16 protein-coding genes and 1 riboswitch are annotated in these 16,780 nt (G+C 62.3%); of the genes, 12 read left to right on the top strand and 4 right to left on the bottom strand.

Going from position 1 to position 16,780, the window contains the following annotated elements:
- Nucleotides 1–2: 2 nt before the first annotated feature.
- From metK to NLX68_RS10355, 3 genes are all read left to right on the top strand, one after another.
- Entirely contained in the window at nucleotides 3–1,193 is a 1,191-nt protein-coding gene (gene metK / locus NLX68_RS10365) for a methionine adenosyltransferase (protein WP_010221525.1), read from the top strand.
- Nucleotides 1,194–1,384: 191 nt separating this feature from the next.
- On the top strand, nucleotides 1,385–3,064 hold the full coding sequence (gene ligB / locus NLX68_RS10360; RefSeq protein ID WP_254283905.1) for an NAD-dependent DNA ligase LigB: 1,680 nt from the start codon (nucleotides 1,385–1,387) through the stop codon (nucleotides 3,062–3,064).
- A gap of 59 nt (nucleotides 3,065–3,123) precedes the next feature.
- The gene (locus NLX68_RS10355; RefSeq protein WP_254283904.1) at nucleotides 3,124–3,519 is read left to right on the top strand and encodes a DUF1090 domain-containing protein; all 396 of its coding nucleotides are present in this window, start codon (nucleotides 3,124–3,126) and stop codon (nucleotides 3,517–3,519) included.
- A gap of 130 nt (nucleotides 3,520–3,649) precedes the next feature.
- On the opposite strand, the gene NLX68_RS10350 is transcribed toward NLX68_RS10355, so the two are convergent.
- On the bottom strand, nucleotides 3,650–4,096 hold the full coding sequence (locus NLX68_RS10350; protein ID WP_254283903.1) for a cytochrome c: 447 nt from the start codon (nucleotides 4,094–4,096) through the stop codon (nucleotides 3,650–3,652).
- A 130-nt stretch (nucleotides 4,097–4,226) separates the two neighbouring features.
- On the opposite strand from NLX68_RS10350, the gene NLX68_RS10345 reads away from it, so the two are divergent.
- On the top strand, nucleotides 4,227–5,378 hold the full coding sequence (locus NLX68_RS10345) for a murein transglycosylase A (protein WP_254283902.1): 1,152 nt from the start codon (nucleotides 4,227–4,229) through the stop codon (nucleotides 5,376–5,378).
- A 6-nt stretch (nucleotides 5,379–5,384) separates the two neighbouring features.
- Here NLX68_RS10345 and NLX68_RS10340 read toward each other — a convergent pair whose 3' ends face one another.
- Together NLX68_RS10340 and NLX68_RS10335 are read right to left on the bottom strand one after the other, a co-directional pair.
- Nucleotides 5,385–5,771, bottom strand: a complete 387-nt coding sequence (locus NLX68_RS10340; RefSeq protein WP_254283901.1) for an MAPEG family protein — start codon at nucleotides 5,769–5,771, stop codon at nucleotides 5,385–5,387.
- 25 nt (nucleotides 5,772–5,796) lie between these two features.
- Complete coding sequence (locus NLX68_RS10335; protein ID WP_254283900.1) at nucleotides 5,797–6,630, bottom strand: EamA family transporter; 834 nt, start codon at nucleotides 6,628–6,630, stop codon at nucleotides 5,797–5,799.
- 200 nt (nucleotides 6,631–6,830) lie between these two features.
- Here NLX68_RS10335 and NLX68_RS10330 point away from each other — a divergent pair, with 200 nt between their 5' ends.
- Nucleotides 6,831–8,066, top strand: coding sequence for a sodium:proton antiporter (locus NLX68_RS10330; RefSeq protein ID WP_254283899.1), 1,236 nt, complete (start codon nucleotides 6,831–6,833; stop codon nucleotides 8,064–8,066).
- 86 nt (nucleotides 8,067–8,152) lie between these two features.
- Here NLX68_RS10330 and NLX68_RS10325 read toward each other — a convergent pair whose 3' ends face one another.
- On the bottom strand, nucleotides 8,153–8,551 hold the full coding sequence (locus NLX68_RS10325; RefSeq protein ID WP_010221517.1) for an acyl-CoA thioesterase: 399 nt from the start codon (nucleotides 8,549–8,551) through the stop codon (nucleotides 8,153–8,155).
- 336 nt (nucleotides 8,552–8,887) lie between these two features.
- Here NLX68_RS10325 and NLX68_RS10320 point away from each other — a divergent pair, with 336 nt between their 5' ends.
- The 7 genes from NLX68_RS10320 to NLX68_RS10290 all read left to right on the top strand — a co-directional run bounded on the left by NLX68_RS10320 (nucleotide 8,888) and on the right by NLX68_RS10290 (nucleotide 16,742).
- Nucleotides 8,888–9,394, top strand: coding sequence for an inclusion body family protein (locus tag NLX68_RS10320; RefSeq protein ID WP_254283898.1), 507 nt, complete (start codon nucleotides 8,888–8,890; stop codon nucleotides 9,392–9,394).
- 82 nt (nucleotides 9,395–9,476) lie between these two features.
- Entirely contained in the window at nucleotides 9,477–9,986 is a 510-nt protein-coding gene (locus NLX68_RS10315) for an inclusion body family protein (RefSeq protein WP_254283897.1), read from the top strand.
- Nucleotides 9,987–10,085: 99 nt separating this feature from the next.
- A riboswitch (S-adenosyl-L-homocysteine riboswitch) is annotated at nucleotides 10,086–10,190 on the top strand.
- Nucleotides 10,191–10,211: 21 nt separating this feature from the next.
- Complete coding sequence (ahcY, locus tag NLX68_RS10310; protein ID WP_010221514.1) at nucleotides 10,212–11,621, top strand: adenosylhomocysteinase; 1,410 nt, start codon at nucleotides 10,212–10,214, stop codon at nucleotides 11,619–11,621.
- A 93-nt stretch (nucleotides 11,622–11,714) separates the two neighbouring features.
- Nucleotides 11,715–12,560 carry a methylenetetrahydrofolate reductase [NAD(P)H] gene (metF, locus tag NLX68_RS10305; protein WP_010221513.1) on the top strand — a complete coding sequence of 282 codons (846 nt, stop codon included), beginning with the start codon at nucleotides 11,715–11,717 and terminating at the stop codon, nucleotides 12,558–12,560.
- A gap of 110 nt (nucleotides 12,561–12,670) precedes the next feature.
- Nucleotides 12,671–13,753 carry a hypothetical protein gene (locus NLX68_RS10300; RefSeq protein ID WP_254283896.1) on the top strand — a complete coding sequence of 361 codons (1,083 nt, stop codon included), beginning with the start codon at nucleotides 12,671–12,673 and terminating at the stop codon, nucleotides 13,751–13,753.
- Nucleotides 13,754–13,818: 65 nt separating this feature from the next.
- Nucleotides 13,819–14,604, top strand: a complete 786-nt coding sequence (locus tag NLX68_RS10295) for an ABC transporter substrate-binding protein (protein WP_010221511.1) — start codon at nucleotides 13,819–13,821, stop codon at nucleotides 14,602–14,604.
- Nucleotides 14,605–14,825: 221 nt separating this feature from the next.
- A complete protein-coding gene (locus NLX68_RS10290; protein WP_254283895.1) occupies nucleotides 14,826–16,742 on the top strand; it encodes a DEAD/DEAH box helicase in 1,917 nt (638 codons plus the stop codon).
- Nucleotides 16,743–16,780: the final 38 nt, after the last annotated feature.

The following is a 16,780-nucleotide window of genomic DNA, read 5'->3' as shown; positions in this document are numbered from 1 at the left end:
AGATGAGCGAATACTCCCTTTTCACCTCCGAGTCCGTGTCTGAAGGGCATCCGGACAAAATCGCCGACCAGATTTCGGATGCGGTGCTGGACGCCATCATCACCCAGGACAAGTTCGCCCGCGTGGCCTGCGAAACCCTGGTGAAAACCGGTGTGGCAATCATCGCTGGCGAAGTCACCACCTCGGCCTGGGTCGATCTGGAAGACATCGTTCGCAAAGTCATCGTCGACATCGGCTACAACAGCTCCGACGTCGGCTTCGACGGCGCGACTTGCGCGGTCATGAACATCATCGGCAAGCAGTCGGTAGACATCGCCCAGGGCGTTGACCGCAGCAAGCCTGAAGACCAGGGTGCCGGCGACCAGGGCCTGATGTTCGGCTACGCCAGCAACGAAACCGACGTGCTGATGCCAGCACCGATCTGCTTCTCGCACCGCCTGGTCGAGCGCCAGGCCGAAGCACGCAAGTCCGGCCTGCTGCCGTGGCTGCGCCCGGATGCCAAGTCGCAGGTTACCTGCCGTTACGAAGGCGGCAAGGTAGTCGGTATCGACGCCGTTGTACTGTCGACCCAGCACAACCCTGAAGTGTCGCAAAAAGACCTGCAGGAAGCGGTGATGGAGCTGATCGTCAAGCACACCCTGCCGGCCGAACTGCTGCACAAAGGCACCCAGTTCCATATCAACCCGACCGGCCAGTTCATCATCGGCGGCCCGGTGGGTGACTGCGGCCTGACCGGCCGCAAGATCATCGTCGACAGCTATGGCGGCATGGCCCGTCACGGCGGTGGCGCGTTCTCCGGCAAGGACCCGTCCAAGGTTGACCGTTCCGCGGCTTACGCCGGTCGCTACGTGGCCAAGAACATTGTCGCCGCCGGCCTGGCCGAGCGTTGCGAGATCCAGGTTTCCTACGCCATTGGTGTCGCTCAGCCGACTTCGATCTCGCTGAACACCTTCGGCACCGGCAAGATCTCCGACGACAAGATCGTCCAGCTGGTGCGCGAGTGCTTCGACCTGCGCCCATACGCGATCACCACCATGCTCGACCTGCTGCACCCGATGTACCAGGAAACCGCTGCCTACGGTCACTTCGGCCGTATCCCGCAGCAGAAGACTGTCGGCGACGACACCTTCACCACCTTCACCTGGGAACGTACCGACCGCGTCGACGCCCTGCGCGCCGCTGCCGGCCTGTAAGGGCTGAAGCTGCAAGCTGCAAGCTGCAAGTAAAAAGCCCCGGCCGGGTCACTGGCCGGGGCTTTTCATTTGGCAGCAGCACTCCCTCTTGTGGGGCTGGCCTGGACACATGACCTGACAGTTGCAATCCCTCAAGGCGAACAATCTTTCCTAGGCTTGGTGTTCCACTTCACCGAGCAAGGATGCTCGCCATGCTGCACAAGTCCCTGTTGTCCCTTCTGCTCTTGTTTTGGCTGCTCCCGGCACACGCGCAGACCTGCCCCGACTGGCCACCCGTTCAGGCCCGGGCAGAAATCCGCCAGCTCCAGCAAACCCTTGCCGACTGGGACGACCACTATCATCGCCAGGGTGTCTCGCTGGTCGCTGACGAACTTTATGACCAAAGCCGTACGCGCCTGACGCATCTGCAAAGCTGCTTCCCCTCGCCGGCAAAGCCGCAGGGCAACCCGCTGAAAACCGCCGCCGGCCCCCTGCGCCACCCGATTGCCCATACCGGGCTGGGCAAGCTGGCCGACGATGCGGCAGTCAAAGCCTGGCTGCATGGCAAGCAAGACCTGTGGATTCAGCCCAAGGTCGACGGCGTGGCTGCCACCCTGGTCTATCGCGACGGCAAGTTGGTGCAGTTGATCAGCCGTGGCGATGGCGTTCATGGCCACGACTGGAGCCGCCACATCCCGGCCCTGGGCGGGCTCAACCAGCCGTTGTCCGAGCCGCTCGACCTTGTGCTTCAAGGTGAACTGTTCTGGCGCCTGGACGGCCATGTGCAAGCCAATGCCGGCAGCCTCAACGCCCGCGGCAATGTCGCCGGCTTGCTGGCACGCAAACGCATCAGCGCCGAACAGGGCGCGGTGGTCGGGTTGTTCGTCTGGGCCTGGCCGCAGGGACCGGCCGATCAGCGCGAGCGGCTCAAGGGCTTGAGCGCATTGGGCTTTGAACATAGCGAGCGTTACAGCGAACCCTTGCGCACCTTTGCCGAGGCTGCCAGGTGGCGTGAGTATTGGTACCGCAGCCCGCTGCCTTTCGCCAGCGACGGCGTTGTGCTGCGTCAGGGCAAACGTCCGGACGGCACGCGCTGGCAAGCACGCGACCCTTACTGGATAACCGCCTGGAAGTACCCGTTTGCCCAGGCCCTGGCTGAAGTCCGTGGCGTGCAGTTCAACATTGGCCGCACCGGGCGCATCACGCCGGTGCTGCAGATCAAGCCGGTGCAACTGGATGACCGGCAGATCCGCCAGGTCAGCCTGGGTTCCTTTCAGCGCTGGCAGCAGTTGGACATCCGCCCCGGCGATCAAGTGGCCATCAGCCTGGCCGGGCTGACCATCCCGCGCCTGGACGAGGTCGTACACCGCAGCGTGCAACGTATGAACATCACGGTCCCGGACCCCGCCCACTACCACCTGCTCAGTTGCTGGCAAGCGAGCGATGGCTGCCGCAGCCAGTTCATCGCCCGGCTCAACTGGCTCAGCGGCAAGCAAGGCCTGAACATGCCGGGGCTGGGCCCGGGTACCTGGGAGAAACTGATCGACAGCGGTCATGTTCGCGGCCTGGGCGACTGGCTTGACCTCCAGGACCAAGACCTGCAATCGGTACCCGGACTAGGTGAGCGCAGCCGCCAGCAGTTGCTGCACGCCTTCGACCAGGCTCGCCAACAACCCTTCGCGCGCTGGCTCAGCGCTTTGGGTGTTCCAGTCGCAACGCCTTTGCCAGCGGATACCACATGGGTAGACCTGCTCCAGCGCGACGCCGGGCAATGGCTGAGCGAGCCGGGTGTTGGCCGAGGTCGCAGCGCCCAATTGCGGGCATTTTTCAGCTCACCCGAGGTGCAGATAGTGGCCGAACAATTGCGCAGACACACAATCGAGGGTTTCTAATTTTCCCGGATCAGGGCAGCATCATGGATTCTGCCAAGCCCGCGACAACGGAGCCCCCAATGAAACTGCTTTCCCCGCTTGCCCTGTTCACTGCCTGCTCACTCCTGGCCACGCCCCTGCTGGCCGCTGAAGAACAGCCAGGCCTGACCGGTTGCGCAGCCAAGAAGCAAGCCATCAGCGAACAGATCGAGCAGGCTCGCGCCCATGGCAACAGTGATCAGCAAGCCGGCCTGGAAAAGGCCCTCAGCGAAGTGACCGAGCACTGCACCGACGCCGGTCTGCGCAAGGAACGCGAGCAGAAAGTCCTCGACGCCCGCCATGAAGTGAACCAGCGCACCAAGGACCTGGACAAGGCCATGAAAAAAGGCGACGCCGAGAAGATCAACAAGCGCAAGGACAAGCTGGCCGAGTCCAAGCAGGAGCTGCAGCAAGCCCTGGATGAGCTGGAGAAGTAACAGCAGGCGGGAACATTGGGGCTGCTACGCAGCCCATCGTCGGCAAAGCCAACTCCCACAATGTGACTTGCCGTGCACCCTGCGGGAGCTGGCGTTGCCAGCGATGGGGCGCCTCGCGCCCCTTGATCACTCAGTGATTACGAAACTCGGTATGACAGGCCTTGCATGCCGCCTCGACCTTGTTCATCGGTACCGTCAGCGCTGCCGTCTTGAGCGGCTGGGTACGGGTCGCCGCCACCAGCTCGGCGGTGGTGGCCTCCATCTGCCGGGCCAGGTCCTGGAAGCGTGCCTGCTTCTCCCAGACATCGGCGCGGGCGCTGGTATCATCCTCCTCGCGAACCTGCGGGAAGTGCTTCCACGGTTCACGAGACAGGTTATCGAGCTTGACCGCGCCATCGGCGAACTTCTGCCCATCGAAGGCCAGGCGCCCACGCAACATGCCCCCCAGGTCTTCGCTGGTCTTGAGCATTTGCTTGAAGATCGTCTTGCGCTGGCCCAGCGGCGAGTTCGGGTCGACCCCGCCACAGGCACTCAGGGTCACACACGCCAGCAATACAACAGAAAGTCGCTTGAGCATCTTGATCACTTCGGCTCACGGAAAAAGGCGGCCAGTATCCTCGCCTCACCGGCAAAGACCAATACCCTTATTAAAACTACGGTTTGCGAAACAGGCGGCAAGCCCCGCAAACCGCCGAGGAACCCCGTTGATGAAACTTCCTTTGCGCCACTTTGGCTGGACCCTGTCAGTACTGGCCCTGCTGGCCGGCTGCAACGGCAGCGAGCCGGAAAAAACCCAACCTCATCCACTGGCCAGCTATGTTGGCGCCACCTGGAAAGACCTGCCGCCGGTCAGCGACAGCGACCTGGTGGCCGGTTTCGAATCCTGGCGCAGTGCCTGCGAGCGACTCAAGCGCGATGCCGTCTGGGCCAACACCTGCACAGCAGCGGCAGCCGTTCCATCCAGCCCGGTTGAAGTACGCAGCTTTCTTCAGGCGCAGCTGGACGTCTACAGCATGCGTTCAGCCGACAACAACGCCAATGGCCTGATCACCGGATATTACGAGCCGGTGTACCCCGGCAGCCTGACCCAGACCGCCAGCGCCAACGTGCCGGTCTATGGCGTGCCGGACGACATGATCGTGGTCGCCCTGGACAGCGTGTATCCCGAGCTCAAGGGCAAGCGCCTGCGCGGCCGCCTTGATGGCCGGGTGCTGAAGCCTTACGACACCGCTGAAACCATCAATGCCCAGGGCGTCAAAGCGCAGGTTCTGGCCTGGCTGACAGATCCGATGGACCTGCAGTTCCTGCAGATCCAGGGCTCGGGCCGCATTCAGCTGGAGAGCGGCCGCCAACTGCGCATCGGCTATGCCGACCAGAACGGCCACCCTTATCGCCCGATCGGCCGCTGGCTGGTGGAACAGGGGCAATTGAAGAAAGAAGACGTGACCATGGGCAGCATCCACGCCTGGGCACAGAGCAACCCGACGCGGGTACCGGAACTGCTGGCGAGCAACCCCAGTTATGTGTTCTTCAGCACTCGCCCGGACAGCAATGAGGGCCCGCACGGCTCGCTCAACGTACCGCTGACCGCCGGCTACAGTGTGGCCATCGATCGCAAGGTGATTCCGCTGGGCAGCCTGCTGTGGCTCTCCACCACCCGCCCTGACGGTGCTCCGGTGGTTCGCCCGGTCGCGGCCCAGGACACTGGTGGGGCAATCACCGGCGAGGTGCGCGCCGACCTGTTCTGGGGCACCGGCAGTGAAGCCGGCAAACTGGCCGGCGACATGAAGCAGCAGGGCCAGATCTGGTTGCTGTGGCCCAAGGGCGCAGCGTTGCCGGCCGTGCCCCAGGTGCCGTGACGCGGCTTAGATCGAGACGAAGAAGAACGACGCTACCAGGCCCAGGCCGACGAACCATACCAGCGAGCGCAGGGCGGCCCAGTCGGCCAGGTAGCAGATGATGTAGAGCAGGCGGCTGGTGATGTAGAGCACCGCCAGCACGTCCTGGGTCACCTGCTCGGCATTGCCGACGATGTCGGCGATGATCACCGCGGCGGCAAACGCCGGGAAGGCTTCGAAGCTGTTCAATTGCGCCGCGTGGGCTCGACGCGGAAAGCCCTCGAGCTTGTCGAGGAAAGCCCGCGGGTCGTGGTTCTGCCGCAGGTTGAAGCGACCGCTGCCAACCTTGGCGATGCTGGTACAGAGGATGGGGAGGAACAACGCGATCAGTACACACCAGAAGGCAACGGTCATGGCCAAGTCCTTGTCAGTAGAAATATCAGAGTTTCATGATCAGCATGCCGATCAGCACCAGCGCACAGGCTAAGAGCCTCGGCCTGCCAAAAGGTTCTTTGAGGTAGCGCATGCCCAACAGCACCACCAGGATCACGCTGACCTCGCGCAGCGCTGCCGCCTCGGCCACCGAGCCCAGCTGCATGGCCCAGAGCACCAGGGCATAGCTGAACAACACGCAAAAGCCTACCGCTAGCCCCAAGCGCCACTGCAATCGCCAGAACTGCATGAACGGTGCGCGTCGGGCCACCCCTGCCAGCAACGGAAACGGCCAGGCGCTGACCAGGGTCAGCCATACAAGATAGTCCAGCGGCTGTGACCACAGGCGGATCGCCTGGCCATCGAACCAGGTGTAGCAACCGATGCACAAGCCAATCAAGGCCACCACCGGCAGCATCGACCAGGGTAGCCGATCACCGCCACCGCCTTGCCAGAGCAGGCAGAGCATGCCGCAGGGGATCAGCAAAATGCCGATGATCTGCTGGCTGCTCAGGGACTCGCCGGCAAACGTCAGGGTCAGCGCCAGCACCACCAGTGGCGACAAGCCGCGCATCAACGGATAGACCAGCCCCAGGTCACCGACCCGGTAAGCTTGAATCAGCAGGAAACGATAGAAGAGCTCGAACAGCGCCGACGCCAGCATCCACGGCCAGACGTCAGCCGGCGGCACCTGGACGAACGCCACCATGGCAAGCGCAAACACCAGTGCCACCACGTCCATGCTGGCAATCACCAACAGGCGTTCGCCGCTGAACTTGATCAGGGTGTTCCAGGTCGCGTGCAGCAGCGCCGCGACCAGTACCAGTGAAGTGGCTAACACGCAAAGGTCCTTGGCAAGGCAGGTGAGGTCATCAATGGCCAGCCGCTATATAACCACTTCAGCGCAGGGCGCTGGAAACGAAATTGAAGGAACGTGGTCAACGGATCCAGTCAAAAGTGTGTCCCGAAGCCCTCGGCAGGTCATCAAAGAAATGCCCGAGGCTATCGGGTGTCGACTTGGAAGCCACTACAGGACCTAGGATGCTTGAGCTCGTTGCTGCGTTTATCTGTTTGACCACCCTCCTCACCTATGTGAACTACCGCTTCATCGGCCTGCCCCCGACCATCGGCGTCATGGTCACTGCCTTGCTGTTCTCCCTCCTGTTGCAAGGCCTGAGCGTTATCGGCTATCCCGGCCTGGAAGAACGCGTGCAAGGCTTGATGAACCAGATCGATTTCAACGATCTGCTGATGCACTGGATGCTGTCGTTCCTGCTGTTCGCCGGCGCCTTGCACGTAAACCTGGCCGACCTGCGCAGCTATCGCTGGCCGATTGGCCTGCTGGCGACCGTCGGCGTGCTGATCGCCACCGTGGTCATCGGCTTTCTTGCCCACTGGATTTTCGCCCTGTTCGGCTGGCACGTGAGCTTGCTCTACTGCCTGCTGTTCGGCGCGCTGATCTCGCCAACCGACCCGATCGCGGTACTCGGCGCGCTGCGTACCGCCAACGCCTCCAAGCCGCTGAAGACCACCATCGTCGGTGAGTCGCTGTTTAACGACGGCACCGCCGTTGTCGTGTTCACCGTGCTGCTGGGCATCGCCCAGCTTGGCGAAACACCCACGGTGGCTGACACCGCGATCCTGTTCGCCCGCGAAGCCATTGGCGGCGTGGTGTTCGGCGGCCTGGTCGGCTACATCACCTACCGCATGATCAAGAGCATCGAGCAGTACCAGGTCGAAGTCATGCTGACCCTGGCGCTGGTCATCGGCGGCTCGGCCATGGCCTATGAACTGCATGTTTCAGCGCCGATCGCCATGGTGGTGGCGGGCCTGATCATCGGTAACCTGGGCCGCAACCTGGCGATGAACGACATGACCCGTCGCTACCTGGATGGCTTCTGGGAACTGATCGACGACATGCTCAATGCCCTGCTGTTTGCCCTGATCGGCCTGGAGCTGTTGTTGCTGCCGTTCTCCTGGATGCACCTGGCGGCGGCTGGCGTACTGGCGCTGGCGATCCTGCTGTCGCGCCTGCTGACCGTGGCCCCGGCCATCGTCATGCTGCGCCGCTGGCGGTCGGTGCCACGCGGCACCGTGCGGGTACTGACCTGGGGTGGCTTGCGCGGTGGCGTGTCGGTGGCCCTGGCCCTGTCGCTGCCAAGCGGCACCGAGCGTGACCTGCTGCTGAGCATCACCTACATCGTGGTGCTGTCGTCGATCCTGTTGCAGGGCCTGACGATCGGGCGGGTGGTGCGCGGGGTTACCGAGCAGCCTTGAGGCCGCTATCGCTGGCAAGCCCGCTCCCACAGGGATCTAGGTGGGAGCGGCGGTGCGGCGACCCGACTTGACCCGCGATGCTGTTGTCACTCCACCGCGGTATCGAACTGATCCTTGATGTACTTGATCTCGGTGCGCCCGTGCGGCGCCGGCAGGCCGTCTTCACCCAGGTTGACGAAGACCATGCGGTCGACCGTGAGGATGCTCTTGCGGGTGATCTTGTTGCGCACTTCGCACTTGAGGGTGATCGAGGTGCGACCGAATTCGGTGGCGGTGATGCCCAGCTCGATGATGTCGCCCTGGCGCGAGGCGCTGACGAAGTTGATCTCCGAGATGTACTTGGTCACCACGCGCTGGTTGCCCAGTTGAACGATCGCATAGATCGCCGCCTCTTCATCGATCCAGCGCAGCAGGCTGCCGCCGAACAGGGTGCCGTTGGGGTTGAGGTCTTCGGGTTTTACCCATTTGCGGGTGTGGAAATTCATCGCTACTCCTGACCTTGGCCTCTGAAAAGTCGAGCGCCGAAGGGCAATACAGCCCTCCGGCCCTTGTTCTACATGGTAGTCCCATTCGGGTGGAGTCGACCATTACGACCATTGGTCAGTAGCCATGGAAATTTCACTGAGCGCACTTTGACACCCCGCTCGATGCATCTAGCCTGAGCATGTGATCCACAGATCACTCCAGGTAGTCGGACAACCGGAACTTGGCATACGGCGCGGCAGAACCGGCATCGCAGGAAGCGAAGCTCCGGGCAGTGCCAGTGGAGAGCAACTGAGGCTCACCATTGACCTACTCGAACAGTGAAAAGGAATCCACTCATGTCCAGAATCATCGATGTCAGCATCAACTTCGACACCGAAACCATCCTCAAGAAATTCCCCAACCCGAGCAAGGACCCGAACAAACCCACGTTCATTCCGCCGGAACATATCTACATGGTCACCTACCAGGACAACGTCATCGCCGGCCAGGCCGGTGGCGAGTTGCACCTCAGGGGCCGCGTGGGTGACGTTGTCCGCTGGCGTGAAACGAGCATTTCGTTTGGTTTCGAGCAGTCGGTGATCCTTTATGGGTTCGTTTCCACCGACCCGAATCACCAACTGCTGGAAGACCCTCGCGCACTGAAGGCCAAAGTGCAATCGGCTGTGCCTAACGCCAACAACAAGACCGTGCCGACATGCCAGGTCAACGACAACTACTACTGGCGCGGCGACCTGCTCGCGCAAGGCCAGGTCACTTACCACTTCAAGTTCATGATCGTCGATCGTGATTGCAAGTGCTGTGGCTACTTCGAATGGGATCCGTACATCACCATCACCAACTGATCCAGTACATGTGCCATCGGCCTGCGGGCCGGTGGCACATGTCAAACCCTCCCCCAATTGGTGCTCATGGAAGGAGCTCATCATGGCTACGGAGAAACCTGAACACGTTGTGCTTATCGTCGATACCAAGGGCCTGCTCGACTCTCTCGACCCGCGGCCCACAGACCCCGACTCACCCGCCGATCTCGCCCCCCGCCACCTGTGCATCCTGCACGCCCGCCCGGAGACGGATGCCCCCCTGCTTGTCGACGCTCCTCGGCTGACCATCGAGGCAGGAAAAACGCTGCTGCTGCGTATGGTGCCGGTGGCGCTGCTCGGCGAAGAAATACTCTTCAGCCACAGCCCTGCCAGCACGCCCCCGCTGGCAATCGAGCTGATCGAACAGCACAACGTGCACCTGGCGCTTCCCGAAGCGTCCACCCCGCTGCAACCGTCGAGCCGTGAGGTCGACGATTATCACTGGCAGCTGCGCAGCGACCAGCCTGGCGAGTTCAAGCTTACCTGGCAGGTCATGCTACTGGCCCAGGACTGCGAGCCGCTGGCTTACCTGCGCCTGCACCTGGATCTGCTGGTCACGATGCCGACCGGCTGAGCCTTTGATTTGTCTTTAGCGCTTGGGAAGCTCGAAAAGCCCGGCTATAATCGCCCGGCATTATTCGACGGTGGCTGCATTGGCCACCGTTCCCGCCACCTGTCCGAGGGGCGCTGCAGCAGGTTCAACCTGTCAGGCTCGGATGGGGCGTTGTCCCGCCAGGCCTGCCTGCGGACACTAAACGCACAACGGCGCCCATTCGCACATTACGAATGGAGGCTCTCAATGAGCGCTGTAAACACGCCTGCTGGTTTTACCGATTACAAAGTCGCCGATATCTCCCTGGCTGCCTGGGGCCGTCGCGAGACCATCATTGCTGAATCGGAAATGCCTGCGCTGATGGGCCTGCGCCGCAAGTACCTGCAAGAGCAACCGCTCAAGGGTGCGAAAATCCTCGGCTGCATCCACATGACCATTCAGACCGCCGTGCTGATCGAAACCCTGGTTGCCCTGGGTGCCGAAGTACGCTGGTCGTCCTGCAACATCTTCTCGACTCAAGACCAGGCCGCTGCCTCCATCGCTGCTGCCGGCATCCCAGTTTTCGCCTGGAAAGGCGAGACCGAGGAAGAGTACGAGTGGTGCCTGGAGCAAACCATCCTCAAGGATGGCCAGCCATGGGACGCCAACATGATCCTCGACGACGGCGGCGACCTCACCGAGCTGCTGCACAAGAAGTATCCGGCTGTGCTGGAGCGTGTCCACGGCGTCACCGAAGAGACCACCACCGGTGTGCACCGCCTGCTCGACATGCTGGCCAAGGGTGAGCTGAAAGTCCCGGCGATCAACGTCAACGACTCGGTCACCAAGAGCAAGAACGACAACAAGTATGGCTGCCGTCACAGCCTCAACGACGCCATCAAGCGCGGCACCGACCACCTGCTGTCGGGCAAACAGGCGCTGGTCATCGGCTACGGTGACGTCGGCAAGGGCTCGGCCCAGTCGCTGCGTCAGGAAGGCATGATCGTCAAGGTGTCGGAAGTCGACCCGATCTGCGCCATGCAAGCCTGCATGGACGGTTTCGAGCTGGTCTCGCCGTTCATCGACGGTATCAACAACGGTACCGAAGCGAGCATCGACAAGGCGCTGCTGGGCAAGATCGACCTGATCGTGACCACCACCGGTAACGTCAACGTCTGCGATGCCAACATGCTCAAGGCCCTGAAGAAGCGCGCCGTGGTCTGCAACATCGGCCACTTCGACAATGAAATCGATACCGCTTTCATGCGCAAGAACTGGGCCTGGGAAGAAGTCAAACCACAGGTACACAAGGTCCACCGTACCGGCCACGGCGACTTCGACCCACAGAACGACGACTACCTGATCCTGCTGGCCGAAGGCCGCCTGGTGAACCTGGGCAACGCCACCGGTCACCCGAGCCGGATCATGGACGGCTCGTTCGCCAACCAGGTCCTGGCCCAGATCTTCCTGTTCCAGCAGAAGTACGCCGACCTGCCAGCCGCGCAGAAAGCCGAGCGCCTGACCGTTGAAGTCCTGCCGAAGAAGCTCGACGAAGAAGTGGCCCTGGAAATGGTCCGCGGCTTCGGCGGCGTGGTGACCCAACTGACCAAGCAGCAGGCCGACTACATCGGCGTTACTGTTGAAGGGCCGTTCAAGCCACACGCCTATCGCTACTGAAAGTTGGTAGCTGCAAGCTACAAGCTGCAAGCGGTTCGCGCCGCTTCTGCTTATAGCTTGCGGCTTGTAGCTTGCCGCTGAAGAGAATCTTCTATGTCTCAGGAACGTCGTTACAGCTTCGAGTTCTTCCCGACCAAGACCGATGCTGGACATGAAAAACTGCTTGCCACTGCCCGCCAGCTGGCCAGCTACAACCCGGATTTCTTCTCCTGCACCTACGGTGCCGGTGGCTCGACCCGCGACCGCACGCTCAACACCGTGCTGCAGCTGGAAAGCGAAGTGAAAGTCCCGGCGGCCCCGCACCTGTCGTGCGTCGGCGACAGCAAGGATGACCTGCGCTCGCTGCTGATCCAGTACAAGGCAGCTGGCATCCAGCGCATCGTTGCCCTGCGTGGCGACCTGCCATCGGGCATGGGCATGGCCAGCGGCGAGTTGCGCTACGCCAACGAACTGGTCGAGTTCATCCGCCAGGAAAGCGGCGATCACTTCCACATCGAAATCGCCGCCTACCCGGAGATGCATCCGCAGGCGCGCAACTTCGAAGATGACCTGAAAAACTTCGTACGCAAGGCCAACGCCGGCGCCAACAGCGCCATCACCCAGTACTTCTTCAACGCCGACAGCTATTTCTACTTCGTCGAGCGTGTGCAGCAGATGGGGGTGGATATCCCTGTAGTACCGGGGATCATGCCGATCACCAACTACAGCAAGCTGGCGCGTTTCTCCGACGCCTGCGGCGCCGAGATCCCACGCTGGATCCGCAAGCAGCTGGAAGCTTACGGCGACGATGTGAAGAGCATCCAGGCCTTTGGCGAAGAAGTCATCACCCGTATGTGCGAACAACTGCTGCAAGGCGGCGCACCCGGGCTGCACTTCTATACCCTGAACCAGGCCGATCCAAGCCTGGCGATCTGGAACAACCTCAAGTTGCCCCGCTGATCGACTCGCTACACCACAGGTAACAATTGCGTCAAAATATTGAAAAGGCCTTTAGCTTAAGCTAAAGGCCTTTTCTGCATTCTTACCCCCTGACGGATTTTCGTGCCTTCATGCGCCAAGGACTTACCCCTGCTCGACCGCAACTTGTTTACCTGGTCTTCGGGCCACACACCTATCATCAGGAAGCCCAGTTCAGCATCGTCAGCGCCCTGGCCAACCTGCGCAAGACTCCCGGGCAAGCCCTTGATATCCAGGTCTACAGCGACAACCCCGAGCCCTACCTGCATCTGCCGGTAAGCGTACATCCACTCGACGCGGCCACCCGCGAAGTCTGGAACCAGCCCTACGGTTATCACTTTCGCAGCAAGCACGTGGTGCTGCGTAAGGTGCTGGCCAGTGCGCCCATGGCAGTGCTGATCGATACCGACACGTTTTTCCATCAGTCGCCCATCGAACTGTTCCGCCGGGTCAAGCCAGGCACCTTGCTGTGCAACGCCATCGGCGGCACCTATGGCAGTGACCCGCAGTGCCTGCTGTTTCAGACCCTGGCACCGATGCTCGAGGAGCGCGGCCTGGCCGACCGGAACATGCCCCTGCTGAACTCCGGGGTCATTGGCCTGATGCAGGAAGATGCGCCGTTGCTCGACCGTTCCATCGCCTTGATGGACGAGTACTACCCCCACGCCAAGGGGGCTTACACCCTGGAAGAGTTCTGCCTGACTGTCGCGGCCTACCGGCAGATGCAGGTCAACCAGTGCACCGACCTGATCCATCACTACTGGAGCCGCAAGCAGCTGTTCCGAGCCAAGGTCCAGGCCTGGCTGGCCAAGCACCAGCATGCTCCCCTGACTGAAGCGGCGCTGGCCGACGTCTACCGCGTCAACGCCCAGCTGCCCAAGCCGCCCACCCTGCAGCGACTGGGCTACAAGGCCTTGAGCCTGACCTTGCCGGCCGAACAGCGCCAGTTCATGCGCGAGCTGCTCAACGGCTGCTACGACTACCCCAACGAGTTCGACCGCGCCTGCGCCTCGGCTTGGTGGGACAAGGCCCTGGACAACGCCACGGCCCGGCATCCGCAGCCGCTCTGCCCCACGACCCTGCAGCAATGGTTCGAGCATCCCGGCATGCGCCTGTCCCTGGGCCGCAAGCACCGCACCGTGCGTGATTTGCTGTTAAAACGATCACAGCGCTGACAACCCGGCTGGATCGACGTGCACGGCTACTAGCCATAGCCGTGCGCACGTCGTAATCTCCAGCCATGCCCGATTTCACCCGTCTGTTGACCGCGCTGTTTCTCACTTGCCTGAGTGCCTTTGCCCATGGCGAGAAGCTACGTATCGTCACCGAACCCTGGGCTCCCTATGTCTACCTTGAAGACGGTCAGGCCAAAGGCATCGACTACGAGGTGACCGCCGAGGTGTTCAAACGCCTGGGCGTCGAGGTGGAATGGCAATTCCTGCCGTGGAAACGCTGCCTGGCCATGATCGAACAAGGTCTGGCCGATGGCGTGCTGGACATCTTCCAGACCGAACAGCGCGACAGCCAGCTGTTCTACCCCAGCGAACCGCTGTCCGACGTCGAATTCACCCTCTTCTACGCCAACGACCGACCGCACAAGGTCAAGCGCCTGGAAGACCTGCGCGGCCTGACGGTAGGGACCTCGCCCGGTTACAGCTACGGCGCGGCGTTTATCGAGTCGCCGCTATTCACCCGCGAACCTGCGCCCACCCATGAGGCCAACTTCGGCAAGCTGCAGCGCGGGCGCATCGACCTGCTGATCACTGACCGTCGAGTGGGTCGCTACCTGGTGCGCAATCTGGGCCTGGAGCAGCAGATCAGCGAGCTGCCGCTGGTGATCAGCCGCCAGAGCCAGTACCTGGCGGTGCGCCGCAATGTCGGCATGGACCTGCTGGCCCAGCGCTTTGCCGCCGAGCTGCGCCGCTTCAAGCGCGAACCGGCCTATGCCGCCCTGCATGCCCGTTACGCCAGTGCCGGGGAAAACTTTCAACCCGCCGTTGAGCAGCAGGAACACAGCACGCGCTGAATGCTCTGTTATACTCGGGCCTTCCCGCCAGGCTTACGCCCGGACGCTCGGCCTTGCAAAAGGCATCCCGACCGGCAGGACAGCGCGGCCAAGAGCCCGCCCGCCGCCCCGGATGCGCATTGAAGGCCCTGCAGGACCGGACGCGATAGCATCACCTGATGCCCGTCGCGCCAGGCAAGATTATCCCATCGGGCTCAGCCCCCATTAGAACAGGATTACTCATGTCCTTTGCTTCCCTCGGTCTCTCCGAGGCTCTAGTCCGCGCCATCGAGGCAGCGGGCTACACCCAGCCCACTCCGGTGCAACAGCGGGCCATTCCCGCCGTGTTGCAAGGCCGCGACCTGATGGTTGCCGCCCAGACAGGTACTGGTAAAACCGGCGGCTTCGCCCTGCCGATCCTTGAACGCCTGTTCCCAGGCGGTCACCCGGACAAATCCCAGCGTCATGGCCCACGCCAGCCGCGGGTACTGGTGCTGACCCCGACGCGTGAACTGGCCGCCCAGGTTCACGACAGCTTCAAGGTCTACGCCCGCGACCTCAAATTCGTCAGCGCCTGCATCTTTGGTGGCGTCGGCATGAACCCCCAGGTTCAGGCCATGGCCAAGGGCGTTGACGTACTGGTAGCCTGCCCGGGTCGTTTGCTCGACCTGGCCGGCCAGGGCAGCGTTGACCTGTCCCACGTCGAAACCCTGGTGCTGGACGAAGCCGACCGCATGCTCGACATGGGCTTCATCCACGATGTGAAAAAGGTCCTCGCCCGTTTGCCGGCCAAGCGCCAGAACCTGCTGTTCTCGGCGACCTTCTCCAAGGACATCACTGACCTTGCCGACAAGCTGCTGCACAACCCGGAGCGCATTGAAGTCACGCCGCCGAACACCACCGTCGAGCGTATCGAACAACGCGTCTACCGCCTGCCGGCCAGCCACAAGCGTGCCTTGCTGGCGCACCTGATCACTACCGGCGCCTGGGAACAGGTACTGGTGTTCACCCGTACCAAGCATGGCGCCAACCGCCTGGCCGAGTACCTGGAAAAGCACGGCCTGACCGCCGCCGCGATCCACGGCAACAAGAGCCAGAACGCCCGCACCAAGGCCCTGGCCGACTTCAAGGCCGGTACCGTGCGCATCATGGTCGCCACCGACATCGCCGCCCGTGGCCTGGACATCGACCAACTGCCGCACGTGGTCAACTTCGAGCTGCCCAATGTCGAGGAAGATTACGTCCACCGCATCGGCCGTACCGGCCGTGCCGGTCGCTCGGGTGAGGCCATTTCGCTGGTCGCTCCGGATGAAGAAAAGCTGCTCAAGAGCATCGAGCGCGTCACCCGCCAGAAAATCCCGGATGGCGACCTGATGGGCTTTGACGCCTCCAAGGTCGAAGCGGAAAAACCCGAAACCCGTGAACGTCCGCAAAACAATCCGCGCGCTGGCCGTGGCCAACGTGCCGATGGCAGCAATGCCAACAGTGGCGGTCGCAAGGACAAGGGCAAGGATCAGGGCAAAGACAAAGGCCGCGACAAGGACAAGGAAAAAACCGCGGAGAAATCCGCTGGCGGCCGCCAGGAGCGCAAGCCGCGCGACAACAAACCGCGTCAGGCCCAGTCGGCTCAGCCAGGTATCCCGCCAGTGCCGACCAACCGTGATCCGGAAGAGTTCCTGGATGACGAAGTCGACAACTTCGGTAATCGCGCCGACTACGTCAGCCCTTACCAGAACAAGGGCAACCAGGGCCGCAACCGTCGCCCGGGTGCACCTGCCCAGGCGGGCGCCGGTACGGGTGGCCAGCCACGTGGTGGTCAGCCACGCAGCAACAACGGTCCGCGTAGCGGTGGCAGTGGCAGTGCTTCGGCCAATGGCGAGAAACGCGGTGGTGGTGCCCGTAGTGGTGGCGGCAGCCGTGACGGCCAGGCGCGCCGCGACGGTGGTGGCGGTGGCGGTGGCGGTCGTAACCGTCGTCCAGCCCGCGATGATCAATCGAGCCAGGAACCGGCCGTGCGCAACCCGCGTGAAGGCCAGTCGCAGCCGAAAATCATGCACAAGGAATCGAAGGTCGATCGCTTCCCGACTGCCGAGCAGCTCGAGCAACTGCCAAGCCGTCCACGTGGCGAGAAACCTGCTTTGCTGACGCGCAACCGCTGATTCAGCGACCGCGCCAACAAAAACGCCGCCCCTAGGGG

The organism is Pseudomonas sp. SBB6 (genome assembly GCF_024213215.1).
In the GTDB taxonomy this organism is placed as follows: domain Bacteria; phylum Pseudomonadota; class Gammaproteobacteria; order Pseudomonadales; family Pseudomonadaceae; genus Aquipseudomonas; species Aquipseudomonas donghuensis.
Note: the sequence above shows the minus strand (reverse complement) of the source record. Positions and strands in the feature narration are given on the sequence as shown.